This is a genomic window from Mesorhizobium muleiense (assembly GCF_900099905.1).
Classification (GTDB): domain Bacteria; phylum Pseudomonadota; class Alphaproteobacteria; order Rhizobiales; family Rhizobiaceae; genus Mesorhizobium; species Mesorhizobium muleiense.
In genome coordinates, this window is record NZ_FNEE01000013.1 from 78,162 (window position 1) to 95,343 (window position 17,182).

Sequence of the window (17,182 nt, forward strand, 5' to 3'; positions counted from 1 at the left end):
TCGCCATCTGATGCAGCGGGATTGATGCATTTCAATTCTTGCACAAATCCGCAGGATTCCTTAGGTATTGCAGCCAGAGGGCGATGAAACGTTTCGAAAATGATGGCGTCAGGGCGAAAAAAGCAGCGAAAGTCCACGGCCCCGACCATGCTGCACGTGGCTGAAGCGGCGCGTGTTTCGGTTGCCACCGTCTCGGCGCTGATCAACGGCACCGCGACCGTCAGTCCCGGGCTCAGCCAGCGCATCGAACAGGCGATCCGCGACATCGGCTACAAACGCAACGCGATCGCCCGCAGCCTGAAGATGGGCACGACCCGCACCATCGGGCTGACCGTTCCCCACATCACCAATCCGTTCTTCACCGATGTCGTTTCGGTCATCCAGCAGGCATTCGACCGCGCCGGCTATGCGGTCATGCTGTGCTGCACGGACGAGGACCTGAACACGCAGGACGACCAGATCAGGCTGCTGCTCGACCGAATGGTCGACGGACTGATCGTTGCCCGCGTCGGCGACGGCGCGATCCTGAAGAGAATTGTCGACGACGCCAACGTGCCGGTGGTGCTGCTCGACCGTGTTTGCGAAGGCGTCGATACCGACGCAGTCGTTCTCGACAACCAGCGCGCGGTGTTCGACGCCATCACCCATCTGATCGATCTCGGCCACCGGCGGATCGGCTACATCTCCGGATCGTTCGACATCTCGCCCATGCATGACCGCATGACGGGATATCGCGAGGCGCTCCAGGCTGCCGGCCTGCCGGTCGAGAGCGAGCTTGTCCGCTTCGGCAATTTCCATGAAGTCGACGGCTACAACGCGACGATGCAGCTGCTTTCGCTGCACGACCGCCCGAGCGCGATCTTCTCGGCCAACAACCCGATGGTGATCGGCACCATGAAGGCGATCCGCGATATCGGGCTGTCCTGCCCCGAGGACATTTCGGTTGCCTGCTTCGACGATTTTCCGTGGTCGGACGTGTTCCAGCCGCAACTGACCACGGTCGCACAACCGGTCAAGGCGATCGGTGAGCAGGCGGCCAATCTGCTGCTCGACCGGCTCGCCGGAAACAGGGACGCGCCGCCGCGCAAGCTGACGCTCAAGGGACGCCTGATGATCCGCAATTCATGCCGGCCCCTTGGCGCGCCGCTGGGGGCGATCGCACAAAGCGTCAGCGCCTAACGCGCCTTCGCAGCCTCGCAAAAAAGTCAGGCAGCTTCCGACAGCGATTTGTGGACGTCGGCCAGGATCTCGAAGGATCGCACCCGCGCTGCGTGGTCGAAAATCTGCGCGGTAACCATCAACTCGTCGGCGCCGGTGCGCTGCACGAACGCTTCGATGCCTTGCCTGACCGTTTCCGGGGCGCCGACGACGGCGCAGGACAGCGCCTGGTCGAGCATGGTTTTGGCCATCGGGTCGAGGTCGCGCTCATATCCGTCGACCGGCGGCGGCAAGCGGCCGGGCCGGCCTGTGCGCAGATTGACGAAGGCCTGCTGCAGCGAGGTGAACAACAGCCGCGCCTCGGCGTCGGAGGGTGCAGCGAACACGTTGAGGCCGAGCATGACATAGGGCTTGTCGAGCTGTTTCGACGGCTGGAAGCGCGAGCGATAGATCTCCAGCGCGTGGTCGAGTTCGGCCGGCGCGAAATGCGAGGCGAAGGCGTAGGGCAGGCCGAGCATGGCTGCGAGCTGCGCGCCATAGAAGCTCGAGCCCAAAATCCAGATCGGCACCTGCTCGCCCTCGCCGGGCACGGCGCGGATACGCTGACCGTCTTCGGCCGGCTGGAAATAGCCCATCAGTTCGACGACATCCTGCGGAAAACTGTCGGCGCCGGCCTCGAGGTTGCGGCGCAGCGCACGCGCCGTGCCCATGTCGGTGCCCGGCGCTCGGCCGAGGCCGAGATCGATGCGGCCCGGGTGCAACGCGTTAAGCGTGCCGAACTGCTCGGCGATGACCAGCGGCGAATGGTTCGGCAGCATGATGCCGCCGGCGCCGACGCGTATCGTTGTGGTGCTGCCGGCGACATGGGCAATGACGACGGAGGTGGCGGCGCTGGCGATGCCCGGCATATTGTGATGCTCGGCCAGCCAATAGCGCCTGTATCCCAGCCGCTCGGCATGGCGGGCGAGATCGAGCGAATTGGCGAGCGATTGCGAAGCGTTGCTGCCTTCGACGACCGGCGACAGGTCGAGAACGGAAAGAGCGGTCATGGGCGGCGAGGATCCTGTGGACGGGAGGGATGTAGGAACCGACCGCGATGGCCGCAAATTCAAAAAATTGAACTGACGCCCATGAGTCCACCCAAGCAAAAAGGGGCGCTCTGGATTTTACAATCCACGGTTCCCTGCCGCAGCTTATCCCGCTTCTCGGATCATACGCCCGCAGCCGTGTCGGTTTCTGAAATCTCTTCGTCCTCAACCGCCGTATGTTGCGCCGCCAGGAAATTGCCGACATGGCTGAGGCCGTCGAAATGGTCGCAGAACACTTTGATGACGACCAGCAGCGGCACCGCCATCAGCGCGCCGACGAGACCCCACAACCAGGACCAGAAGGCAATGGCGATGAGGATCGCCACGGCATTGATCTCTAGGCGGCGGCCGACCACCGTCGGCGTCACGAATTGGCCTTCGACGGTATCGCACAACAGCACGAAGGCCGGCGCCAGCAGCGCGTAGGAGATGCTGTCGAAGCTGATCAGCGCGATGATCGTGACCAGCGTGATGGTAATCAGCGCCCCGATATAGGGCAGGAAATTGAGCAGAGCCGCTGCTGCGCCCCAGACCTGCGGGTTGGGCATGCCGAGTGCCCAGAGGCCGAGTCCGATGATCACGCCCAGGCATGTATTGATGACGGCGACGGTAAGCAGATAGTGCGAGATTTCACGTTCGACGTCATAGACGACGCGCAGTGCCCGCTTCTTTTCGCTGAGACTGGGGAAGGATTCGACGATCTTCTCATAAAACATCGTGCCGGAGGCGAGCAGGAACAGCGACAGGACGAAGACGATGATGAGGCTGGTGCCCGCCGACAGCAAATTGCCGGCGGCTTGCGAGAGGATGCCCGATTGCGCCATGGCTACCCTCTGGACGCCCGGCCCTTGGGAGGTCTGCGTCAATCCCTCTATCTGCCGCGAAATCTCCATGATCCTTTCGAAAGGACGCCGCAGTTGCGCGAGACGTTCGGTCAGCTGCTGGCCAATCACCGAGGTGTTGTTGATGAGGTCGATGACCGGGCCGCTGAGCAGATAGCCGGCCACGGCAAGGATGCTGACCGACAGCACCACCAGCAGTGTCGCCGATATCACATCGGGCATGCCGTGTTTGCGCAGGAAGCGGACGATCGGCGTCAGCGTCAGCGCCAGCAGGAAAGCCAGGATGACCGGCATGAAGAAGGCACGGGCGAAGGATAGCGCGTAGATCGCCATAAGGATGAAGATGCCGACGAGCAGCGAACGTATCAGGTGCATCTCCGCACGCGCCTCGACGCGCGGATCGGGGCTCTCGGCAGCGCCCGAAGCGGCGGGTTCGGCTTTCATTCTGGCCCTCGGCGGCACACTGAGATTGGTGTACGCTGTTGGCGGAAACGCCTTTGCGGCTTCAAGGTTCCGTTGGAGCGACGTGCGTCCACCTGGACGCTCAAAGTACGCTCTAACGCTTTGAATTTACCATCGGCCCGAAAATCGATTCCGATTTTCGGCCGATGCGTTAGCCGGCGCTGACGATGACCTTAGGCCCTACCTGGCCGGCGAGTCAGGCGGCCGGCGCGGCAACGGCGGGGATCGCCTTCGCCGTTTCCTTGCGCACGATCGGTGCCACCTTGGTGCCGTAGAGTTCGATCGCCTTCATGGTCTTGGCGTGCGCCATGGTGCCGATCGCCATTTGCAGCAGGAAGCGGTCGTTGCCGAATATCCTGTGCTGGGCAACGATCTTTTCGGCCACCTGTTCGGGGTTGCCGACGAACAGCGCGCCGTTCGGGCCGCGCGACTGGTCGAAATGTGCTCTCGACGTCGGACCCCAGCCGCGCTCGCGGCCGATGCGGTTCATCACCTCGGCCTGCGGCCCATAAAAATCCTCGGCCGCCTGGTCGGTGGTCGCGGCAATGAAGCCGTGCACGTTGAGGCTGGTGGCCAGACCAGCCGGATCGTTGCCAGCCCGCTTGGCCGCTTCCCTGTAAATATCGAACAGCGGCGCGAACCGCGCCGGCTCGCCGCCGATGATGGCCAGCGCCAGCGGCAGGCCGAGCGCACCGGCCCGCGCGGCGGATTGCGGCGTGCCGCCGATCGCGATCCAGATCGGCAAGCTGTCCTGGAACGGGCGGGGGTAGACGCCGCGATCGTTGATCGCAGCGCGCAGCCTGCCCGACCAGCTCACCTTGACATGATCGCGGACGGCAAGCAGCAGATCGAGCTTTTCGGCAAAGAGCTCGTCATAGTCCTCAAGATTGTAGCCGAACAGCGGAAAGGATTCGATGAACGAGCCGCGCCCAGCCATGATCTCGGCCCGGCCGCTGGATAGAAGGTCGAGCGTTGCAAACTGCTGGAAGACACGGACCGGGTCGTCGGAGGATAGCACAGTGACCGCGCTGGTCAGCTTTATGCGCCGGGTGCGTTCGGCGGCTGCGGCCAAGGCTACGATCGGCGCTGAAGCCGCATAATCGGGACGGTGATGCTCGCCCAACCCAAACACGTCGAGGCCGACCTGGTCGGCCAGCTCGATCTCCTCCATCAGGTTGCGCAGCCGCTCATGCGCACCGATGGTGCCTGGGCCTGATTCCGGGCTGACGTCGGCGAAGGTGTAGAGACCGAGTTCCATCATCTGTCATCCCGGTGTTTTGTTCTGGTGTTTTGTTTTTCGCGCTACAGGTAGCGACCAGTCCGCCGCGCCGCCAGAGGGTCGGATGGTGAACAGTGCATGTCCGTTTCAGCCGAATTCAGCCGAAAAGGCGTCTCCCGGCTGCAACAGCTCAGAATTTCATGGCTGGCATACCGTTTTGGCGCTTGAACTCTGGGTTTTCACGCGTATGTAAGCCTCGCAAATTGACTCCAGGGAAGTGGACTTGGCTATCTATAGGGAAAAAGACGTTTTCGAGCGGCGCAATGCCGCAAACGAGGCAAAGAAGGCGCTTCTCGAGCGCTTCAATGCAAAGCCGGCAGCGGACGATCCAGCGGTGCTGGCACGACAGGCCGAACGCAAGGCGATCCTCGAAGCCCGTGCGATACGCGAGGCCGAAAAGGCCAGGCTGAAGCAGGAGAAGCTGGCGCGCGAAGCGGCCGAAAAGGCCGAGCGCGAAGCTGCTGCCGAAGCCGCGCGGATTGCTGCGGAAGAAGCGGCGCAGGCGGAAGCTAAGATCCGGGAAGCCGAAGAGAACGAGCGCATCGCTCGTTTGCTTGCCGACGAGGCCGAGCGCAAAGCCAAGCGCGACGCGCGCTATGCGGCGCGCAAGCAGCGCACCGGCAGGACGCCTCCGGGCTTTTCCGCTCGCTAGCGCTCCAAGCGCGATTCACCAATCAAATTCAGGGCCGCCTTGCAGCGGCCCTGAAGGCGTTTGTGCTGCTGCCTTGCAGCAAAACTAATGCATGTCGCCCAAAAGTGCGCAGCGGTTTTGGGACGACGACATGCATAAAAAAGAGCGTAAAGCGCGTCGCATGAGTCCCTTCAGACGCACGCGCTTTACGCCGCGAGTTTCAATCCCATGATGCCGCAGACGATGAGTGCGATGCAGGCCAGCCTGATCGCGGTCGCAGGCTCACCGAGCAGCCAGATGCCAAGCAGCGCCGTGCCGACGGTGCCGATGCCGGTCCACACCGCGTAAGCCGTGCCGACCGGCAGCGTCTTTAGCGCCAGGCCGAGCAAGGCGAGACTGACGACCATCGAGGCAACCGTCAGGACGGTCGGAAGCGGCTTCGAAAAACCGTCAGTGTATTTGAGGCCGATCGCCCAGCCGATCTCGAACAGGCCAGCGAAGAAGAGAAGAATCCACGACATCGGAACGCTCCATTGGACTGCGGGTCGTCCCGGTCTTTTCGGAAAGCGCGAAGTCGTCTTCGCGGCATTGATTTAGAAATGCCAATCAACAGCAGCGCCGACAGCACTTCAGGACCAGTCGCTGAATGTCGATGGTCCTGGAATGCCGTCGGTCATGACTGCGCCGAAACGCCGAGGCTTACTTGTCCTTGAGTTTGGTCGCCTTGACGGGCGGCGCTTTCAGGGTCGGGGCAGCGGCAGGTTTCTTCGCGTCCTTCTTCGGCTTGCGGGCTTCCTTGCCCGCCTTCATCGCACCTTTAGCCATGATTCGTTTCCTCCAATTGTGGCAAGCGAAATGAACCAAGAGAAACGCCCGACCGCAAGAGGCATAATCTGGCGCCGGCGCCAGCCGTCGGCTGTCAACCGTTTCTAATTCGCTCGTAAACCGCGCTGGTTCGTGCGATGATCTTTTTTGCACTGCAGCAACGGCCCGTGCCTTCGCCGGGTGGTGATCCGGCAGGACGGTCAGGACGACAATGCGAATCCATATCGGCTGCGAGATGAGCTTCGACTTTCCGCAGGAAACGCCGCTGATCGCGATGCTCAACGTTCACTATTCCCGCGCGTCCGATCTCGAGCGGCCGGATTTCCTGACTTCGAATCCACCGGTGCCGATCGAGAGCTACCGCGACAGTTTCGGCAATTGGTGCAACCGCCTTGTCGCCCCGCCCGGTCGCTTCACCTTCGGCACGGACGCGGTGATCCGCGATCCCGGAAGTTTTGAGATGGGCGATCTGATGGCGTGGCAGCACGAGGTGCGCGACCTGCCGTCGGAGACGCTGCTGTTCCTGCTGCCGAGCCGCTATTGCGAGAGCGACGTGCTGGCGAACGAGGCGTGGCGGCTGTTCGGCCACTCACCGCTCGGTATTCCACGCGTGCAGGCGGTCTGCGATTTCGTCCACAACCACATCATCTTCAACTACGGCAACGCGCGGCCGACGCGCACGGCAGCAGAGGCCTATCGTGAGCAAAGCGGCGTCTGCCGCGACTTTGCCCATCTCGCCGTCGCCTTCTGCCGCGCCTTGAACATCCCGACGCGCTATTGCACCGGCTACATCAGCGACATCGGCCTGCCGAAACCTTGGTCGGACATGGACTTCGCCGCCTGGATGGAGGTCTATCTCGGCGGCCGCTGGCATGCCTTCGATCCGCGCAACAATGCGCCGCGCATCGGCCGCATCCTGATCGCCTCCGGCCGCGACGCGGCCGATGTGCCGCTGACCCATATTTTCGGGCCGGGTATGCTGGCCGGTTTCAAGGTCTGGACGGAAGAAGTCATCGAAGAGGCGTCGGCGCAGCAGCCTTGAACCAGCGGATGGTTTGCCGCGTTGTGAATGCCTGTGTGGAGCTTCGGCCGGTGCGCCGTTAAGCTCCAACGCGTCGAGGCGCGGCTGAAGGGAGGAGCAAAGATGAAAATCGACGGCGGGTGCCATTGCGGCGCCATCACTTACGAGGCGGAGGTCGATCCGGACAAGACCAGTATTTGTCACTGCATCGATTGCCAGCAGCTGACCGGAACAGCGTTTCGGGTGACCGTGCCGGCGCCGGAGGAGCGCTACCGGATCACCAAGGGCACGCCGAAGATCTACATCAAGACCGCAGCGAGCGGCGCCAGGCGCGCCCAGGCCTTTTGCGGCGAGTGCGGTACGCACCTCTATGCCACGTCGGTTGGCGACGGGCCGAAAGTCTATGGCATCAGGGTCGGCACGGCGCGGCAGCGCGAACAACTGATCCCGAGAAAACAGATCTGGCACCGCTCGGCGCTGCCTTGGCTGCCGGAGTTCGAAGGCACGATGATTGTGGAGGAGCAGTAGCCTCTCAGTCGTCGCCTTCGACGACCCTTAGCCGCAGCTGGCCGGTCTTGGAATCGGCGACGCGCGCACCCGCTTCGGTCTTCGCGCTGGCCCCCGATCCGGCGTCGCCTTCCGCCGGCTGCGCGCCGAACTCCAGCGCCTCGATCTTCTGGCCGCGCTTGGTCACCTTCGACGTCGAGACGAGAATATCGTCGATATCCTTGGCCGACTGACCGAAATGGCTCTGCAGCTTGCGCACCCGCTCGTCGAGGCGCGAGACATCCTCCATCAGTCGGATGACTTCGCCCTGGATCAGATGCGCCTGCTCGCGCATGCGGGCGTCCTTGAGAATCGCCTGGATGACCTGGATCGACAGCATCAGGAGCGACGGCGAGACGATGACGATGCGGGCGCGGTGCGCCTTGTGGACAATCCCCTCGAAATTCTCGTGGATCTCGGCGAATACCGATTCCGACGGCACGAACATGAAGGCGGTGTCCTGCGTCTCGCCCTGGATCAGGTATTTGTCGGAAATATCGCGGACATGCACCTCGATATCGCGCCGGAACGCCTGTGCGGCGACCTTCTGCAAATCGGCGCCTTCGGCGGCACGGATGGCATTCCACGCTTCCAGCGGAAACTTGGCGTCGATGGCAAGTGCAGGCGCTCCGTTCGGCATCTTCACCAGGCAGTCGGGCCGGTTGCCGTTCGACAGGGTCGCCTGGAATTCATAGGCGCCGTGCGGCAGGCCATCGGCGACGATCGCCTCCATGCGCGACTGGCCGAAGGCGCCGCGCGTCTGCTTGTTGGAGAGGATTGCCTGAAGTTGCACGACCTGGCTGGCGAGCGACTGGATGTTGCCTTGCGCTGTATCGATGACCGCCAGCCGCTCCTGCAGTTTGGCGAGGCTTTCATGCGTCGATTTCGTCTGCTCGGTCATGGTCTGGCCGAGACGGCCGGTCATCGCGTCGAGACGCTGGCCGATCGACTGCGTGAGTTCGGCCTGACGCGCCCCGAACACTTCGGCGATGGCGCCCATGCGGCCCTGCATCTCGGCCTGGCTTGCCAGGATGCCGGCCATCCGCGCCTCGGCGTCGCGGGCGTGGTCGGCGGCTTCCGCGGCAGCCACCGCACGCGCCTTGGCCGAGCGCCAGAGCGCGACGACGAGCGCCACGAACAGGCCCAGGAACAGGACCGCGCCGAATGCCAGCGCGTGGCCGAGCGTGATCGTGGTGGCGCCGAGCCGGGCGATCGGTTCGGACAGGATGGTGATCAGGTCGTTCATATCGCACAGCATAGATGATTCGGCCTGACGACACAGATCAAAACGTGAACGCCGCTGCAAATGCCCCGGTTGACGCTTTTCGTGCGAGGTCTTAGGTGAGACGCCATGTCGATCAAGCCGCTCATCATCCTTCCCGATCCCGTCCTGCGCCAGGTTTCGAAACCGGTCGAGCGCGTCGACGGCGTCTTGCGCAAACTGGCCGACGATATGCTGGACACGATGTATGATGCGCCGGGCATTGGTCTGGCGGCGATCCAGATCGGCGAACCGCTGCGCATGCTGGTGATCGACCTCGCCAAGGAAGACGAGCCGCCGGCGCCGCATGTCTTCATCAATCCCGAGATTCTTGAGAGCGCCGATCAGCGCTCGGTCTACGAGGAGGGGTGCCTGTCGATCCCGGATTACTATGCCGAGGTCGAGCGCCCTGCCGCCGTGCGGGTGAAATATCTCGATCGCGACGGCAAGCTGCAGGAGATCGAGGCCGAAGGGCTGATGGCGACTTGCCTGCAGCACGAAATCGACCATCTCAACGGCGTTCTGTTCATCGACCACATCTCGAAGCTGAAGCGCGACATGGTGGTGAAGAAGTTCAAGAAGCTCGCGAGGGACAAACCATCAGGCAGCAAGGCGCCGGGCAGGTTAGTGGGATAGGGCGATACTCGCGCAGTTTGATGCTGAACCTTTCGAAGATGTTGGCGGGACAGCGCCCCTCTGCCCTGTTCCAGATCAGGAAATGGAGACGCCGATGAGCGACATGCTGATCAGAAATATTCCCGAACCCTTGAAGCGGGAAATCGAGCAGGCGGCGCGTAAGAGCGGCCAGAGCCTGTCGGGCAAGGCGATAGCTCTTCTGCGCGAAGGCATGGTCGCCGAAAGGCAAGCCAGGCTGGAGCCGGGTCTTTCGGCATGGGACGCTATTCGCGCGACTTTCGCTGCTGAAAACGCAATTGGCGATGAATTCGCCAAGATCATGAACGAAATCGAAGCAGAAAGGAAACGCGACTTCGGTCGCCGACCCGCAAAGTTCGCGACTTTGACTGAGCCGACTTAACGGCCAGACGAAGACCGGACCCGGAACAAAAATGCCCTTGCGCGTCATCTTCATGGGTACGCCCGAATTCTCGGTGCCGACGCTGCGGGCGGTCGCGGATGCCGGACATGAGATTGGAGCCGTCTACACTCAGCCGCCGCGCGCCGCCGGTCGCCGCGGGCTGGAACTGACGCCGTCGCCGGTGCAGCGCGAGGCCGAGCGGCTGGGCCTCGAGGTGCGGACGCCGGTGTCGCTGAAGAACGAGACCGAGCAGCAGGCGTTCCGCGCCTTGCGGGCCGATGTCGCCGTCGTCGTCGCCTATGGATTGCTGTTGCCCAAACCCATTCTCGAGGCGCCGCGGCTCGGCTGCCTCAATGGTCACGCGTCGCTGTTGCCACGCTGGCGCGGCGCCGCCCCTATCCAGCGCGCCATCATGGCCGGCGATACCGAGACAGGCATGATGGTGATGCGGATGGAAGAGGGCCTGGACACCGGCCCGGTGGCGATGGCCGAAAAATGCGCCATCGGCCCCAATATGACGGCCGGCGAACTGCATGATCGGCTGATGCACATTGGCGCCGCGCTGATGGCGGAAGCGCTGGCTCGTCTGGAACGGGATGCCCTGACTTTTACCGCACAGGCGACGGAGGGGGTGACCTATGCCAAAAAGATCGATAAAGCGGAGACGCGCGTGGACTGGACGCGGCCTGCTGGCGAAGTCCACGATCATATTCGCGGCCTGTCGCCCTTTCCCGGCGCATGGTGCGAGATCGAAATTGGCGGCCGCCTGGAGCGGCTGAAACTGCTTCGCTCGACGCTTTCGCAAGGCGCCGGCGAGCCGGGAGGAATTCTCGACGACCGGCTGACGGTCGCCTGCGGGTCAGGCGCGATCAGGTTGGTCGAAGTTCAACGTGCGGGCGGAAGGCCCATTGCCGCGCAGGAGTTTCTGCGCGGGGCCAAGCTCGAAAAAGGAACGAAATTCTCATGAGCATGATGTCGATACGCACGGCAACGCCGCGGGACCGCGAGGCGATCCGCCTGGTCGAGGAACACGCATTCGGCCAGCAGGCGGAGGCCGGCCTGGTCGACGCGCTGGTCAGCGGCGGCGATGCCGTCGTCGAACTGGTGGCGGAAGAAGATGGACAGGTGGTCGGCCATATTCTGTTTTCGCGGCTTTACGTGCAGAACGGCGGCAAGAGCTTTCCGGCGGTGGCGCTGGCGCCTCTGGCGGTCGAACCGTCATTCCATGGCACCGGCATCGGCGGTGCGCTGGTCCGCGAGGCGCATATCCGCCTGAAGGATGCCGGCGAGGTGCTGGCGGTGGTGCTTGGCGATCCCGCATATTATGGCCGCTTCGGCTACAGTCACGCGCGCGCCGAAAAATTCGAAAGCGAGTTCCAGGGCGAAGCGCTGCAGGCGCTGGTCTGGGGCGAAGCGCCTGAGACCGGCAAGCTGGTCTACGCTTCGGCTTTCGGCACCGCGCTCGCCGCCTAACCTCATCCTTCTTAGGAATGCCGCGTTTTCGCCTCGACATCGAATATGACGGCAGCCTCTATGCCGGCTGGCAGCGCCAGGCAGACCAGCCTTCGGTGCAGCAGGCGATCGAACAGGCGATCGAGAAATTCTGCGGCGAACAGGTCTCGCTGCGGGGCGCCGGCCGCACCGATGCCGGCGTCCATGCGACCGGTCAGGTGGCGCATGTCGATCTCGTCAGGGCGTGGCCTGATGACAAGGTGCGCGATGCCGTCAACGCCCACCTGCAGACGGCCAAGGCGCGCATCGCCATCCTCAAGGCGGCTGTGGTGCCGGATAGCTTCGATGCGCGTTTCTCGGCGATCGGCCGCCACTATCTCTACCGCATCGTCAACCGGCGCGCGCCGGCGGCGCTCGACAAGGGCAAGATCTGGTGGGTGCCGAAGCGGCTCGACGCCGAGGCCATGCACGAAGCGGCAAAGGTGCTGCTGGGGCGACATGATTTCACCACGTTCCGCTCGACCCAGTGCCAGGCCGACAACCCGATCCGGACGCTCGACCGGCTGGATGTCAGTCGGCTGGGTGACATGATCGAAGTGCGAGCCTCGGCGCGCTCGTTCCTGCACAATCAGGTGCGCTCGATGGTCGGCTCGCTGAAGCGCGTCGGTGAAGGCGGCTGGACAATTGCCGACCTGAAAGCGGCGCTCGACGCGCGCGACCGTGCAGCCTGTGGCCAGGTGGCGCCGCCCGATGGGCTTTTTCTCGTTGGGGTAGATTATCCGAAGGCGTCCGGATGACGCGGCTAGATGTGCCGATCAGCCAGCGTCACCTAGGCCAGGTCGTCCTGCCAATCGGCCCCGCCGTAGAACACGCGCAAAATCACCACGCGCTCGGACTCTACAATGAAGGCGATGGTGACGCGGCGTTCGAATCCGATGATGCGAAGCTCCTGACGCACATCGTCGCGGCGTGTGCCTCGTTCGGAGGCGTATTCGAGGCGTTCGCAGAATGCTCGGATACGCTGGTCATAACGATCGGCCGTGATGGCACTGCTGGCTTCCGCAATGATGTCGTAAATTCGATCGAGATCGCCGCCTGCCTCCAGCGCATAAATAACAGCTCGACGCTTCACGCATTTCCCTGCAAGCGGGCCCTGTGACGTTTGCGCGCCCGTTCGGCCATCTCCTCTGGCGAAATACCACTATCAGGGTCTGCCTTCCAGGCGTCATAGGTCGGCGCTACTTCCTCGCGCAGCCAACGCTCCACGGCGGCGTCGCGCTCTTGCAAGGCGCGAAGCCCAGCGCGGATGACTTCGCTGCTGGTTGCATAGGTCCCTGACTGAACGAGCCGATCGATAAAGGCGGCTTGCTCGGCCGGTAAGCTGAAAGTGCGTTTTTCAGTGGCGGACATTATTCCTCCTGTGAGGGAATCAGTGTGATATTATCATACCCGTCGCGAAACCGCACCAGGAATTCGAATAAATTCACTTAGATGCCTCAAGTCCCGGTTCCGCTCGGCGCAGCGATGCCTAGCAGCGCCTGCAGCACGAACAGAACGACCAGCGACGCCACGAACATTCCGGCGAAGACAGCGCTGCCGACAGCCGCGCCCCTGCCGATGGCGACGTTTGTCATCCGCCAGGTCAGGATCATCGACAGCGCGAACAAAAGCAGCGACGCCAGTACGGCGAACTCGTTGGTGGACGGCAGGAAAAGCCTGATCAACGCCGCTGGCAGCATCATCCAGGCGATGATCGCCGACGCCCAGTTGCTGGCGACGACATAGTGGACGAAGCGCCCGCCGATGCCGGCGCGCGGCGCGACGAGGGCAAGGCCGACAAGCGGCAACACCCAGACGCCGATGTCGACTGTCGCCAGACGGATCAGCATGCTGAAGCGTCCGGCGAATGCATTCGGATCGCCGATCTCGTTGGCGAGGCCGACCCAACCGACGATCAGCGCCGGTGCCGCGACGACGATGGCGAAGAAGGAATTCCAGAAACCGTCGGCCGAAAGGTCGAACTGGCGCAGCCCATCGGCCTTGCCGAGCATCAGTCGCCAGGCGCCGTTGAGCGAAGCATAGGTTTCATCCGACGAAAGCATGATTACGATGCGCCTTGCTCGAACCAGTCTTCGATGAAGCGCTGATAGATCTGCGTCAGCGTCTCGAGGTCGGCAAGTGCGACGCGTTCATCGACCATGTGCATGGTCTTGCCGACCAGCCCGAACTCGACCACCGGACAATAATCCTTGATGAAGCGTGCGTCGGAGGTGCCGCCGGAGGTGGAAAGCGCCGGCTTCCTGCCGATCACCGCCTTGACCGAACCGCTCAGTGCTTCGATCAGCCGCTCGTCGCGGGTGAGGAAGACGTGGCTCGGCCGGTCGCGCCAGGCGAGTTCGTAATCGACCGGCATCGTCTTGCCGGCCCGGTATTTCTTTCGCTTCGCCGCCTTGTCGAGACGGTTGTGGATTTCCGCCTGGATGGTCTCGGCGGTCCATGTGTCGTTGAAGCGGATGTTGAAGGTGGCGGTCGCCTTTGCCGGAATAACATTGGTGGCCGGATTGCCGACGTCGATCGAGGTCACCTCCAGATTGGTCGGCTGGAAGTCCTTGGTGCCCTTGTCGAAGACTGGCTGCAGCAAGGCGTCGACCAGCGTCATCAGGCCGCGCACCGGATTGTCGGCAAGCTGCGGGTAGGCGGCGTGGCCTTGGCGGCCGTTGACGATGATGCTGCCGGACAAAGAGCCGCGCCGGCCGATCTTGATCATGTCGCCCAGCGCATCGGGATTGGTCGGCTCGCCGACGATCGACGCATCCCATTTTTCGCCCTTGGCGACCGCCCATTCGAGCAGCTTTGTCGTGCCGTTGATGGCCGGCCCTTCTTCGTCGCCGGTGATCAGCAGCGAGACCGAGCCTTTCAGGCCGCCTTTCGAATCGAGATGGCGCGCCACGGCGGCGATGAAACAGGCGATGCCCCCCTTCATGTCGACGGCACCGCGACCGAACATCTCGCCCTTGGCGATCTCGGCAGCGAAAGGCGGATGCGTCCATGAGGTCTCGTCGCCGACCGGCACCACGTCGGTATGCCCTGCGAACATCAGGTGCGGACCGTTGCCGGAGCGCCGCGCATAGAGATTTTCGATATCGGGCGTGCCGTCCTCCGAGAACACCGGGCGCTCGACGGAAAAGCCGAGTGGTTTCAGCATTGTTTCCAGCGTGCTCAGTGCCCCGCCCTCGATGGGTGTCACGGAGGGGCAGCGGATGAGGGCGGCGAGATTTCCAGCGGGATCGGTCGGCAACGTCATGGGCAAGAGCGTTAGTCGAAAGCGCAAGGCCTGTCACGGCCAGACATAAGGGACAGCCATCCCGCCGACACTATGGTTTTCATGGCGTATTGTCGCAGGCCTGATGCATGTCGCCCAAAAGGCATGGCCTCGGGCTTGACCCGTGCGGGCGCAGCGGTTTTGGGCAAATGCGCATAAAACAAACAAAGGCTTAAAAGTGCGTCGCAGGAGTCGCTTCAGACGCGACGCACTTAGGCGGGATACGGGATATTGCATGGACTGAGCGACAAAGGCCCAATAATCGCTGTGGTCAGTTCGCGGCCCGCACGTGCGCCCGGTAACGGCCCTTTCCGGTGCGTTTGGCTTCATAGAGCGCGTGATCGGAGCAGGTGAGAAGAAGTTCCGGCTCGCGGCCGTCGGCAGGCGCGAAGGCACTTCCAATGCTCAACCCGATGCGTATTGCGGTGCCCACGCCAAGGTCGAAAGGTACCGAAATCTTCTCAATGGCGCGCTTTGCCAGCATGGTGGCTTCGATCTCGGATGTGTCGGGCAGCAGGATCACGAATTCGTCACCGCCGATGCGAAAGACCACATCCCCCGGTCGGAAAGCGCGCTTCAATCGTTCGGCCACCTTGCGCAGCAGCATGTCGCCGACCGCGTGGCCGAAGCGGTCATTGACGTGTTTGAAGCCGTCGAGGTCCATGCTGAGAACGGCAAACGGCCTGCCGCCGTTTGCCGCCGGCGCCGCAAGCTCGCTGCACATGCCGCGCAGTTTCTCCTGAAGGAAGATGCGGTTGGGCAGGCCGGTCAGCGCGTCCTTGATCGCCAGATCGCGATTGTCCAGTTCGGCGCGGATCATGCGGGCGTTGATCGCATGATTTTGAAGCAGCACGATGATGACGCCGGCCACATAGAAAGGCACTTGAAATCCGACGATCGACATTCCGGGCGCCGGAGATAACAGCGCGCCAACCAGGAAAGGCAGGCTTACGGCCAGCATGACGAATATGGCGTAGCGCGGGGTCGCTGCGTTGCGCGACGACACCACGCCGACGACGCCTGCAACGTTCAAGGCAGCCAGCACGGCAAGCGCCATATCCCCGCTGACGACGCAGCCATAGCAGCCGAGGCCGAAAATCAACGACCATGACCCACCGGCGGCCATGAGGCCCGCCAGCGGCCCCGTTCCCCCGCGCTTGCGGGTCCGCTCACATTCCCGCATCAGCAGGAAGCGCACGGCAAACAGAGTGAGGTCGGCCGCCATCCAGGCGTAGGGCCACCGGTCGCCGGTGACGACCGCGGCGCCGACTGCCAGCACCAGGACACTGATGGTGCCGAACAGGACAGCGAATTTGCGCTCGAAAGTGGTGTCGAGAAGCCGCGCGCGGACAGCTTCCGGTTCCGCTCTGATCGGTGAAGAAAACCAGGCGAACAGCCGCGCGCCGGCGCTTCGCTTTCCGCGCGTTTTCGGGTTGGCCAGGGGTTCGTCGTGTGCCAGTCGAGTGCTCCGTGCCGGTCGACACAGTGTTCACAGGGCATGCTGGACCAAGGTGATTAAGATTAGCTTAGGTAATTGGACGAGCCGATCGCAATGGACCGTCGATCAGCGTGATCTTTTGCCAGATCTTTCGCGACAGATTGGAGCCCAGCGACTCGATGTCGTTGACGCCATCGACGACCACATCGTCGTTGACCGATTGCGCGAACAGCGCGGCGATCTTGCCGGTGATCGACAGCATTTCGGAGCAATAGTCGAGGTAGCGTGCGAGATCGGCACGGTCGGTTATGCGTGCCGGTGAATGCGATGTCGGCTTGAAATCGGTTGAAAGCGCTGCCGGATCCTTGGTCAGCTGATGCATGTCGATGACATGGATCAGCGATCGCAAGCCATGAAGCTTGCGAAACACCTGCTTGCGCTTGATGCGCTCCTCGGTCCGGATCAAGGCCAGGAAGCCGAGCATCGCGAGGATGATCATGTTGATCAAGGATTCGATGCCTTGCACCGACTGGATGGCGTCGTGGGTTCCCGAGATGCGGCCGAGCGGAAGGATGGTGCCGACGAACAGGAACATCAGCGCGCCGGCGGCAATGGTGACGATGACGACGCCGCGCAGCCACCAGATCGGCGCTTCCAGCGCCTTCGCCGCCTTGGCCAGATCACGCGACAGCGACACAAGTTCTATGGCGACGCCACGCAAGCCGGTATCGGGAAACCGCTCGGCGATGCGTTTTTCCAGTCGCTCGGCAGTTTCGATGATCAGTTTCGCATCAAGCGTGCGGTAGCGCATGGCTAGAGAC

Annotated in this window: 21 protein-coding genes; 9 read left to right on the plus strand and 12 right to left on the minus strand. The window is 62.9% G+C overall.

Annotation, left to right across the window (positions count from 1 at the left end; genetic code table 11):
- Positions 1-147 precede the first annotated feature (147 nt).
- Positions 148-1,179, plus strand: a complete 1,032-nt coding sequence (locus tag BLT09_RS21435) for a LacI family DNA-binding transcriptional regulator (protein ID WP_091596526.1) — start codon at positions 148-150, stop codon at positions 1,177-1,179.
- Between the two features lie 26 nt (positions 1,180-1,205).
- Here the strand turns inward: BLT09_RS21435 and BLT09_RS21440 are convergent, their stop codons facing one another.
- From BLT09_RS21440 to BLT09_RS21450, 3 genes are all read right to left on the minus strand, one after another.
- Positions 1,206-2,207: an LLM class flavin-dependent oxidoreductase gene (locus tag BLT09_RS21440; protein ID WP_091596346.1), complete on the minus strand. Its 1,002-nt coding sequence runs from the start codon at positions 2,205-2,207 to the stop codon at positions 1,206-1,208.
- 161 nt (positions 2,208-2,368) lie between these two features.
- The gene (locus BLT09_RS21445) at positions 2,369-3,532 is read right to left on the minus strand and encodes an AI-2E family transporter (RefSeq protein ID WP_091596348.1); all 1,164 of its coding nucleotides are present in this window, start codon (positions 3,530-3,532) and stop codon (positions 2,369-2,371) included.
- A 214-nt stretch (positions 3,533-3,746) separates the two neighbouring features.
- A complete protein-coding gene (locus BLT09_RS21450) occupies positions 3,747-4,808 on the minus strand; it encodes an LLM class flavin-dependent oxidoreductase (RefSeq protein ID WP_091596529.1) in 1,062 nt (353 codons plus the stop codon).
- A gap of 244 nt (positions 4,809-5,052) precedes the next feature.
- Here BLT09_RS21450 and BLT09_RS21455 point away from each other — a divergent pair, with 244 nt between their 5' ends.
- A complete protein-coding gene (locus BLT09_RS21455; RefSeq protein ID WP_091596351.1) occupies positions 5,053-5,481 on the plus strand; it encodes a DUF6481 family protein in 429 nt (142 codons plus the stop codon).
- 185 nt (positions 5,482-5,666) lie between these two features.
- Here BLT09_RS21455 and sugE read toward each other — a convergent pair whose 3' ends face one another.
- Positions 5,667-5,981 carry a quaternary ammonium compound efflux SMR transporter SugE gene (gene sugE / locus BLT09_RS21460; RefSeq protein ID WP_091596354.1) on the minus strand — a complete coding sequence of 105 codons (315 nt, stop codon included), beginning with the start codon at positions 5,979-5,981 and terminating at the stop codon, positions 5,667-5,669.
- Positions 5,982-6,159: 178 nt separating this feature from the next.
- The gene (locus tag BLT09_RS35535; protein WP_023801558.1) at positions 6,160-6,285 is read right to left on the minus strand and encodes a hypothetical protein; all 126 of its coding nucleotides are present in this window, start codon (positions 6,283-6,285) and stop codon (positions 6,160-6,162) included.
- Between the two features lie 211 nt (positions 6,286-6,496).
- On the opposite strand from BLT09_RS35535, the gene BLT09_RS21470 reads away from it, so the two are divergent.
- Both BLT09_RS21470 and BLT09_RS21475 read left to right on the plus strand, forming a co-directional pair.
- A complete protein-coding gene (locus BLT09_RS21470) occupies positions 6,497-7,327 on the plus strand; it encodes a transglutaminase-like domain-containing protein (protein WP_091596357.1) in 831 nt (276 codons plus the stop codon).
- Positions 7,328-7,429: 102 nt separating this feature from the next.
- Entirely contained in the window at positions 7,430-7,834 is a 405-nt protein-coding gene (locus BLT09_RS21475) for a GFA family protein (protein WP_091596532.1), read from the plus strand.
- Between the two features lie 4 nt (positions 7,835-7,838).
- Here the strand turns inward: BLT09_RS21475 and BLT09_RS21480 are convergent, their stop codons facing one another.
- Complete coding sequence (locus BLT09_RS21480; protein WP_091596535.1) at positions 7,839-9,098, minus strand: DNA recombination protein RmuC; 1,260 nt, start codon at positions 9,096-9,098, stop codon at positions 7,839-7,841.
- Positions 9,099-9,203: 105 nt separating this feature from the next.
- On the opposite strand from BLT09_RS21480, the gene def reads away from it, so the two are divergent.
- The 5 genes from def to truA all read left to right on the plus strand — a co-directional run bounded on the left by def (position 9,204) and on the right by truA (position 12,398).
- Positions 9,204-9,749: a peptide deformylase gene (def, locus tag BLT09_RS21485; RefSeq protein WP_091596359.1), complete on the plus strand. Its 546-nt coding sequence runs from the start codon at positions 9,204-9,206 to the stop codon at positions 9,747-9,749.
- A 94-nt stretch (positions 9,750-9,843) separates the two neighbouring features.
- Complete coding sequence (locus BLT09_RS21490; RefSeq protein WP_167366491.1) at positions 9,844-10,149, plus strand: plasmid stabilization protein; 306 nt, start codon at positions 9,844-9,846, stop codon at positions 10,147-10,149.
- 31 nt (positions 10,150-10,180) lie between these two features.
- The gene (gene fmt, locus BLT09_RS21495) at positions 10,181-11,116 is read left to right on the plus strand and encodes a methionyl-tRNA formyltransferase (RefSeq protein ID WP_091596365.1); all 936 of its coding nucleotides are present in this window, start codon (positions 10,181-10,183) and stop codon (positions 11,114-11,116) included.
- On the plus strand, positions 11,113-11,622 hold the full coding sequence (locus BLT09_RS21500) for a GNAT family N-acetyltransferase (RefSeq protein ID WP_091596368.1): 510 nt from the start codon (positions 11,113-11,115) through the stop codon (positions 11,620-11,622). The genes fmt and BLT09_RS21500 overlap by 4 nt, the downstream gene beginning before the upstream one ends.
- 17 nt (positions 11,623-11,639) lie before the next feature.
- Positions 11,640-12,398, plus strand: a complete 759-nt coding sequence (gene truA / locus BLT09_RS21505) for a tRNA pseudouridine(38-40) synthase TruA (RefSeq protein ID WP_091596370.1) — start codon at positions 11,640-11,642, stop codon at positions 12,396-12,398.
- A gap of 32 nt (positions 12,399-12,430) precedes the next feature.
- On the opposite strand, the gene BLT09_RS21510 is transcribed toward truA, so the two are convergent.
- The 6 genes from BLT09_RS21510 to BLT09_RS21535 form a co-directional block, all read right to left on the minus strand.
- A complete protein-coding gene (locus tag BLT09_RS21510; protein WP_091596373.1) occupies positions 12,431-12,733 on the minus strand; it encodes a type II toxin-antitoxin system RelE/ParE family toxin in 303 nt (100 codons plus the stop codon).
- On the minus strand, positions 12,730-13,011 hold the full coding sequence (locus BLT09_RS21515) for a type II toxin-antitoxin system ParD family antitoxin (RefSeq protein WP_091596376.1): 282 nt from the start codon (positions 13,009-13,011) through the stop codon (positions 12,730-12,732). The genes BLT09_RS21510 and BLT09_RS21515 overlap by 4 nt, the downstream gene beginning before the upstream one ends.
- Before the next feature lie 86 nt (positions 13,012-13,097).
- The gene (locus tag BLT09_RS21520) at positions 13,098-13,703 is read right to left on the minus strand and encodes a transporter (RefSeq protein WP_091596380.1); all 606 of its coding nucleotides are present in this window, start codon (positions 13,701-13,703) and stop codon (positions 13,098-13,100) included.
- A 2-nt stretch (positions 13,704-13,705) separates the two neighbouring features.
- The gene (dapE, locus tag BLT09_RS21525) at positions 13,706-14,905 is read right to left on the minus strand and encodes a succinyl-diaminopimelate desuccinylase (protein WP_091596385.1); all 1,200 of its coding nucleotides are present in this window, start codon (positions 14,903-14,905) and stop codon (positions 13,706-13,708) included.
- 289 nt (positions 14,906-15,194) lie between these two features.
- Complete coding sequence (locus BLT09_RS21530) at positions 15,195-16,202, minus strand: GGDEF domain-containing protein (protein ID WP_091596387.1); 1,008 nt, start codon at positions 16,200-16,202, stop codon at positions 15,195-15,197.
- 247 nt (positions 16,203-16,449) lie between these two features.
- Complete coding sequence (locus tag BLT09_RS21535; RefSeq protein ID WP_091596390.1) at positions 16,450-17,172, minus strand: hypothetical protein; 723 nt, start codon at positions 17,170-17,172, stop codon at positions 16,450-16,452.
- Between the last annotated feature and the right edge of the window lie 10 nt (positions 17,173-17,182).

Excerpts from the sequence above, each read along its gene's own strand:
- BLT09_RS21435 (WP_091596526.1), top strand. The coding sequence starts at position 148 with ATGCTGCACGTGGCTGAAGCGGCGCGTGTTTCGGTTGCCACCGTCTCG.
- BLT09_RS21440 (WP_091596346.1), bottom strand. The coding sequence starts at position 2,207 with ATGACCGCTCTTTCCGTTCTCGACCTGTCGCCGGTCGTCGAAGGCAGC.
- BLT09_RS21445 (WP_091596348.1), bottom strand. The coding sequence starts at position 3,532 with ATGAAAGCCGAACCCGCCGCTTCGGGCGCTGCCGAGAGCCCCGATCCG.
- BLT09_RS21450 (WP_091596529.1), bottom strand. The coding sequence starts at position 4,808 with ATGGAACTCGGTCTCTACACCTTCGCCGACGTCAGCCCGGAATCAGGC.
- sugE (WP_091596354.1), bottom strand. The coding sequence starts at position 5,981 with ATGTCGTGGATTCTTCTCTTCTTCGCTGGCCTGTTCGAGATCGGCTGG.
- BLT09_RS35535 (WP_023801558.1), bottom strand. The coding sequence starts at position 6,285 with ATGGCTAAAGGTGCGATGAAGGCGGGCAAGGAAGCCCGCAAGCCGAAG.
- BLT09_RS21470 (WP_091596357.1), top strand. The coding sequence starts at position 6,497 with ATGCGAATCCATATCGGCTGCGAGATGAGCTTCGACTTTCCGCAGGAA.
- BLT09_RS21475 (WP_091596532.1), top strand. The coding sequence starts at position 7,430 with ATGAAAATCGACGGCGGGTGCCATTGCGGCGCCATCACTTACGAGGCG.
- BLT09_RS21480 (WP_091596535.1), bottom strand. The coding sequence starts at position 9,098 with ATGAACGACCTGATCACCATCCTGTCCGAACCGATCGCCCGGCTCGGC.
- def (WP_091596359.1), top strand. The coding sequence starts at position 9,204 with ATGTCGATCAAGCCGCTCATCATCCTTCCCGATCCCGTCCTGCGCCAG.
- BLT09_RS21490 (WP_167366491.1), top strand. The coding sequence starts at position 9,844 with ATGAGCGACATGCTGATCAGAAATATTCCCGAACCCTTGAAGCGGGAA.
- fmt (WP_091596365.1), top strand. The coding sequence starts at position 10,181 with ATGCCCTTGCGCGTCATCTTCATGGGTACGCCCGAATTCTCGGTGCCG.
- BLT09_RS21500 (WP_091596368.1), top strand. The coding sequence starts at position 11,113 with ATGAGCATGATGTCGATACGCACGGCAACGCCGCGGGACCGCGAGGCG.
- truA (WP_091596370.1), top strand. The coding sequence starts at position 11,640 with ATGCCGCGTTTTCGCCTCGACATCGAATATGACGGCAGCCTCTATGCC.
- BLT09_RS21515 (WP_091596376.1), bottom strand. The coding sequence starts at position 13,011 with ATGTCCGCCACTGAAAAACGCACTTTCAGCTTACCGGCCGAGCAAGCC.
- BLT09_RS21520 (WP_091596380.1), bottom strand. The coding sequence starts at position 13,703 with ATGCTTTCGTCGGATGAAACCTATGCTTCGCTCAACGGCGCCTGGCGA.
- dapE (WP_091596385.1), bottom strand. The coding sequence starts at position 14,905 with ATGACGTTGCCGACCGATCCCGCTGGAAATCTCGCCGCCCTCATCCGC.
- BLT09_RS21535 (WP_091596390.1), bottom strand. The coding sequence starts at position 17,172 with ATGCGCTACCGCACGCTTGATGCGAAACTGATCATCGAAACTGCCGAG.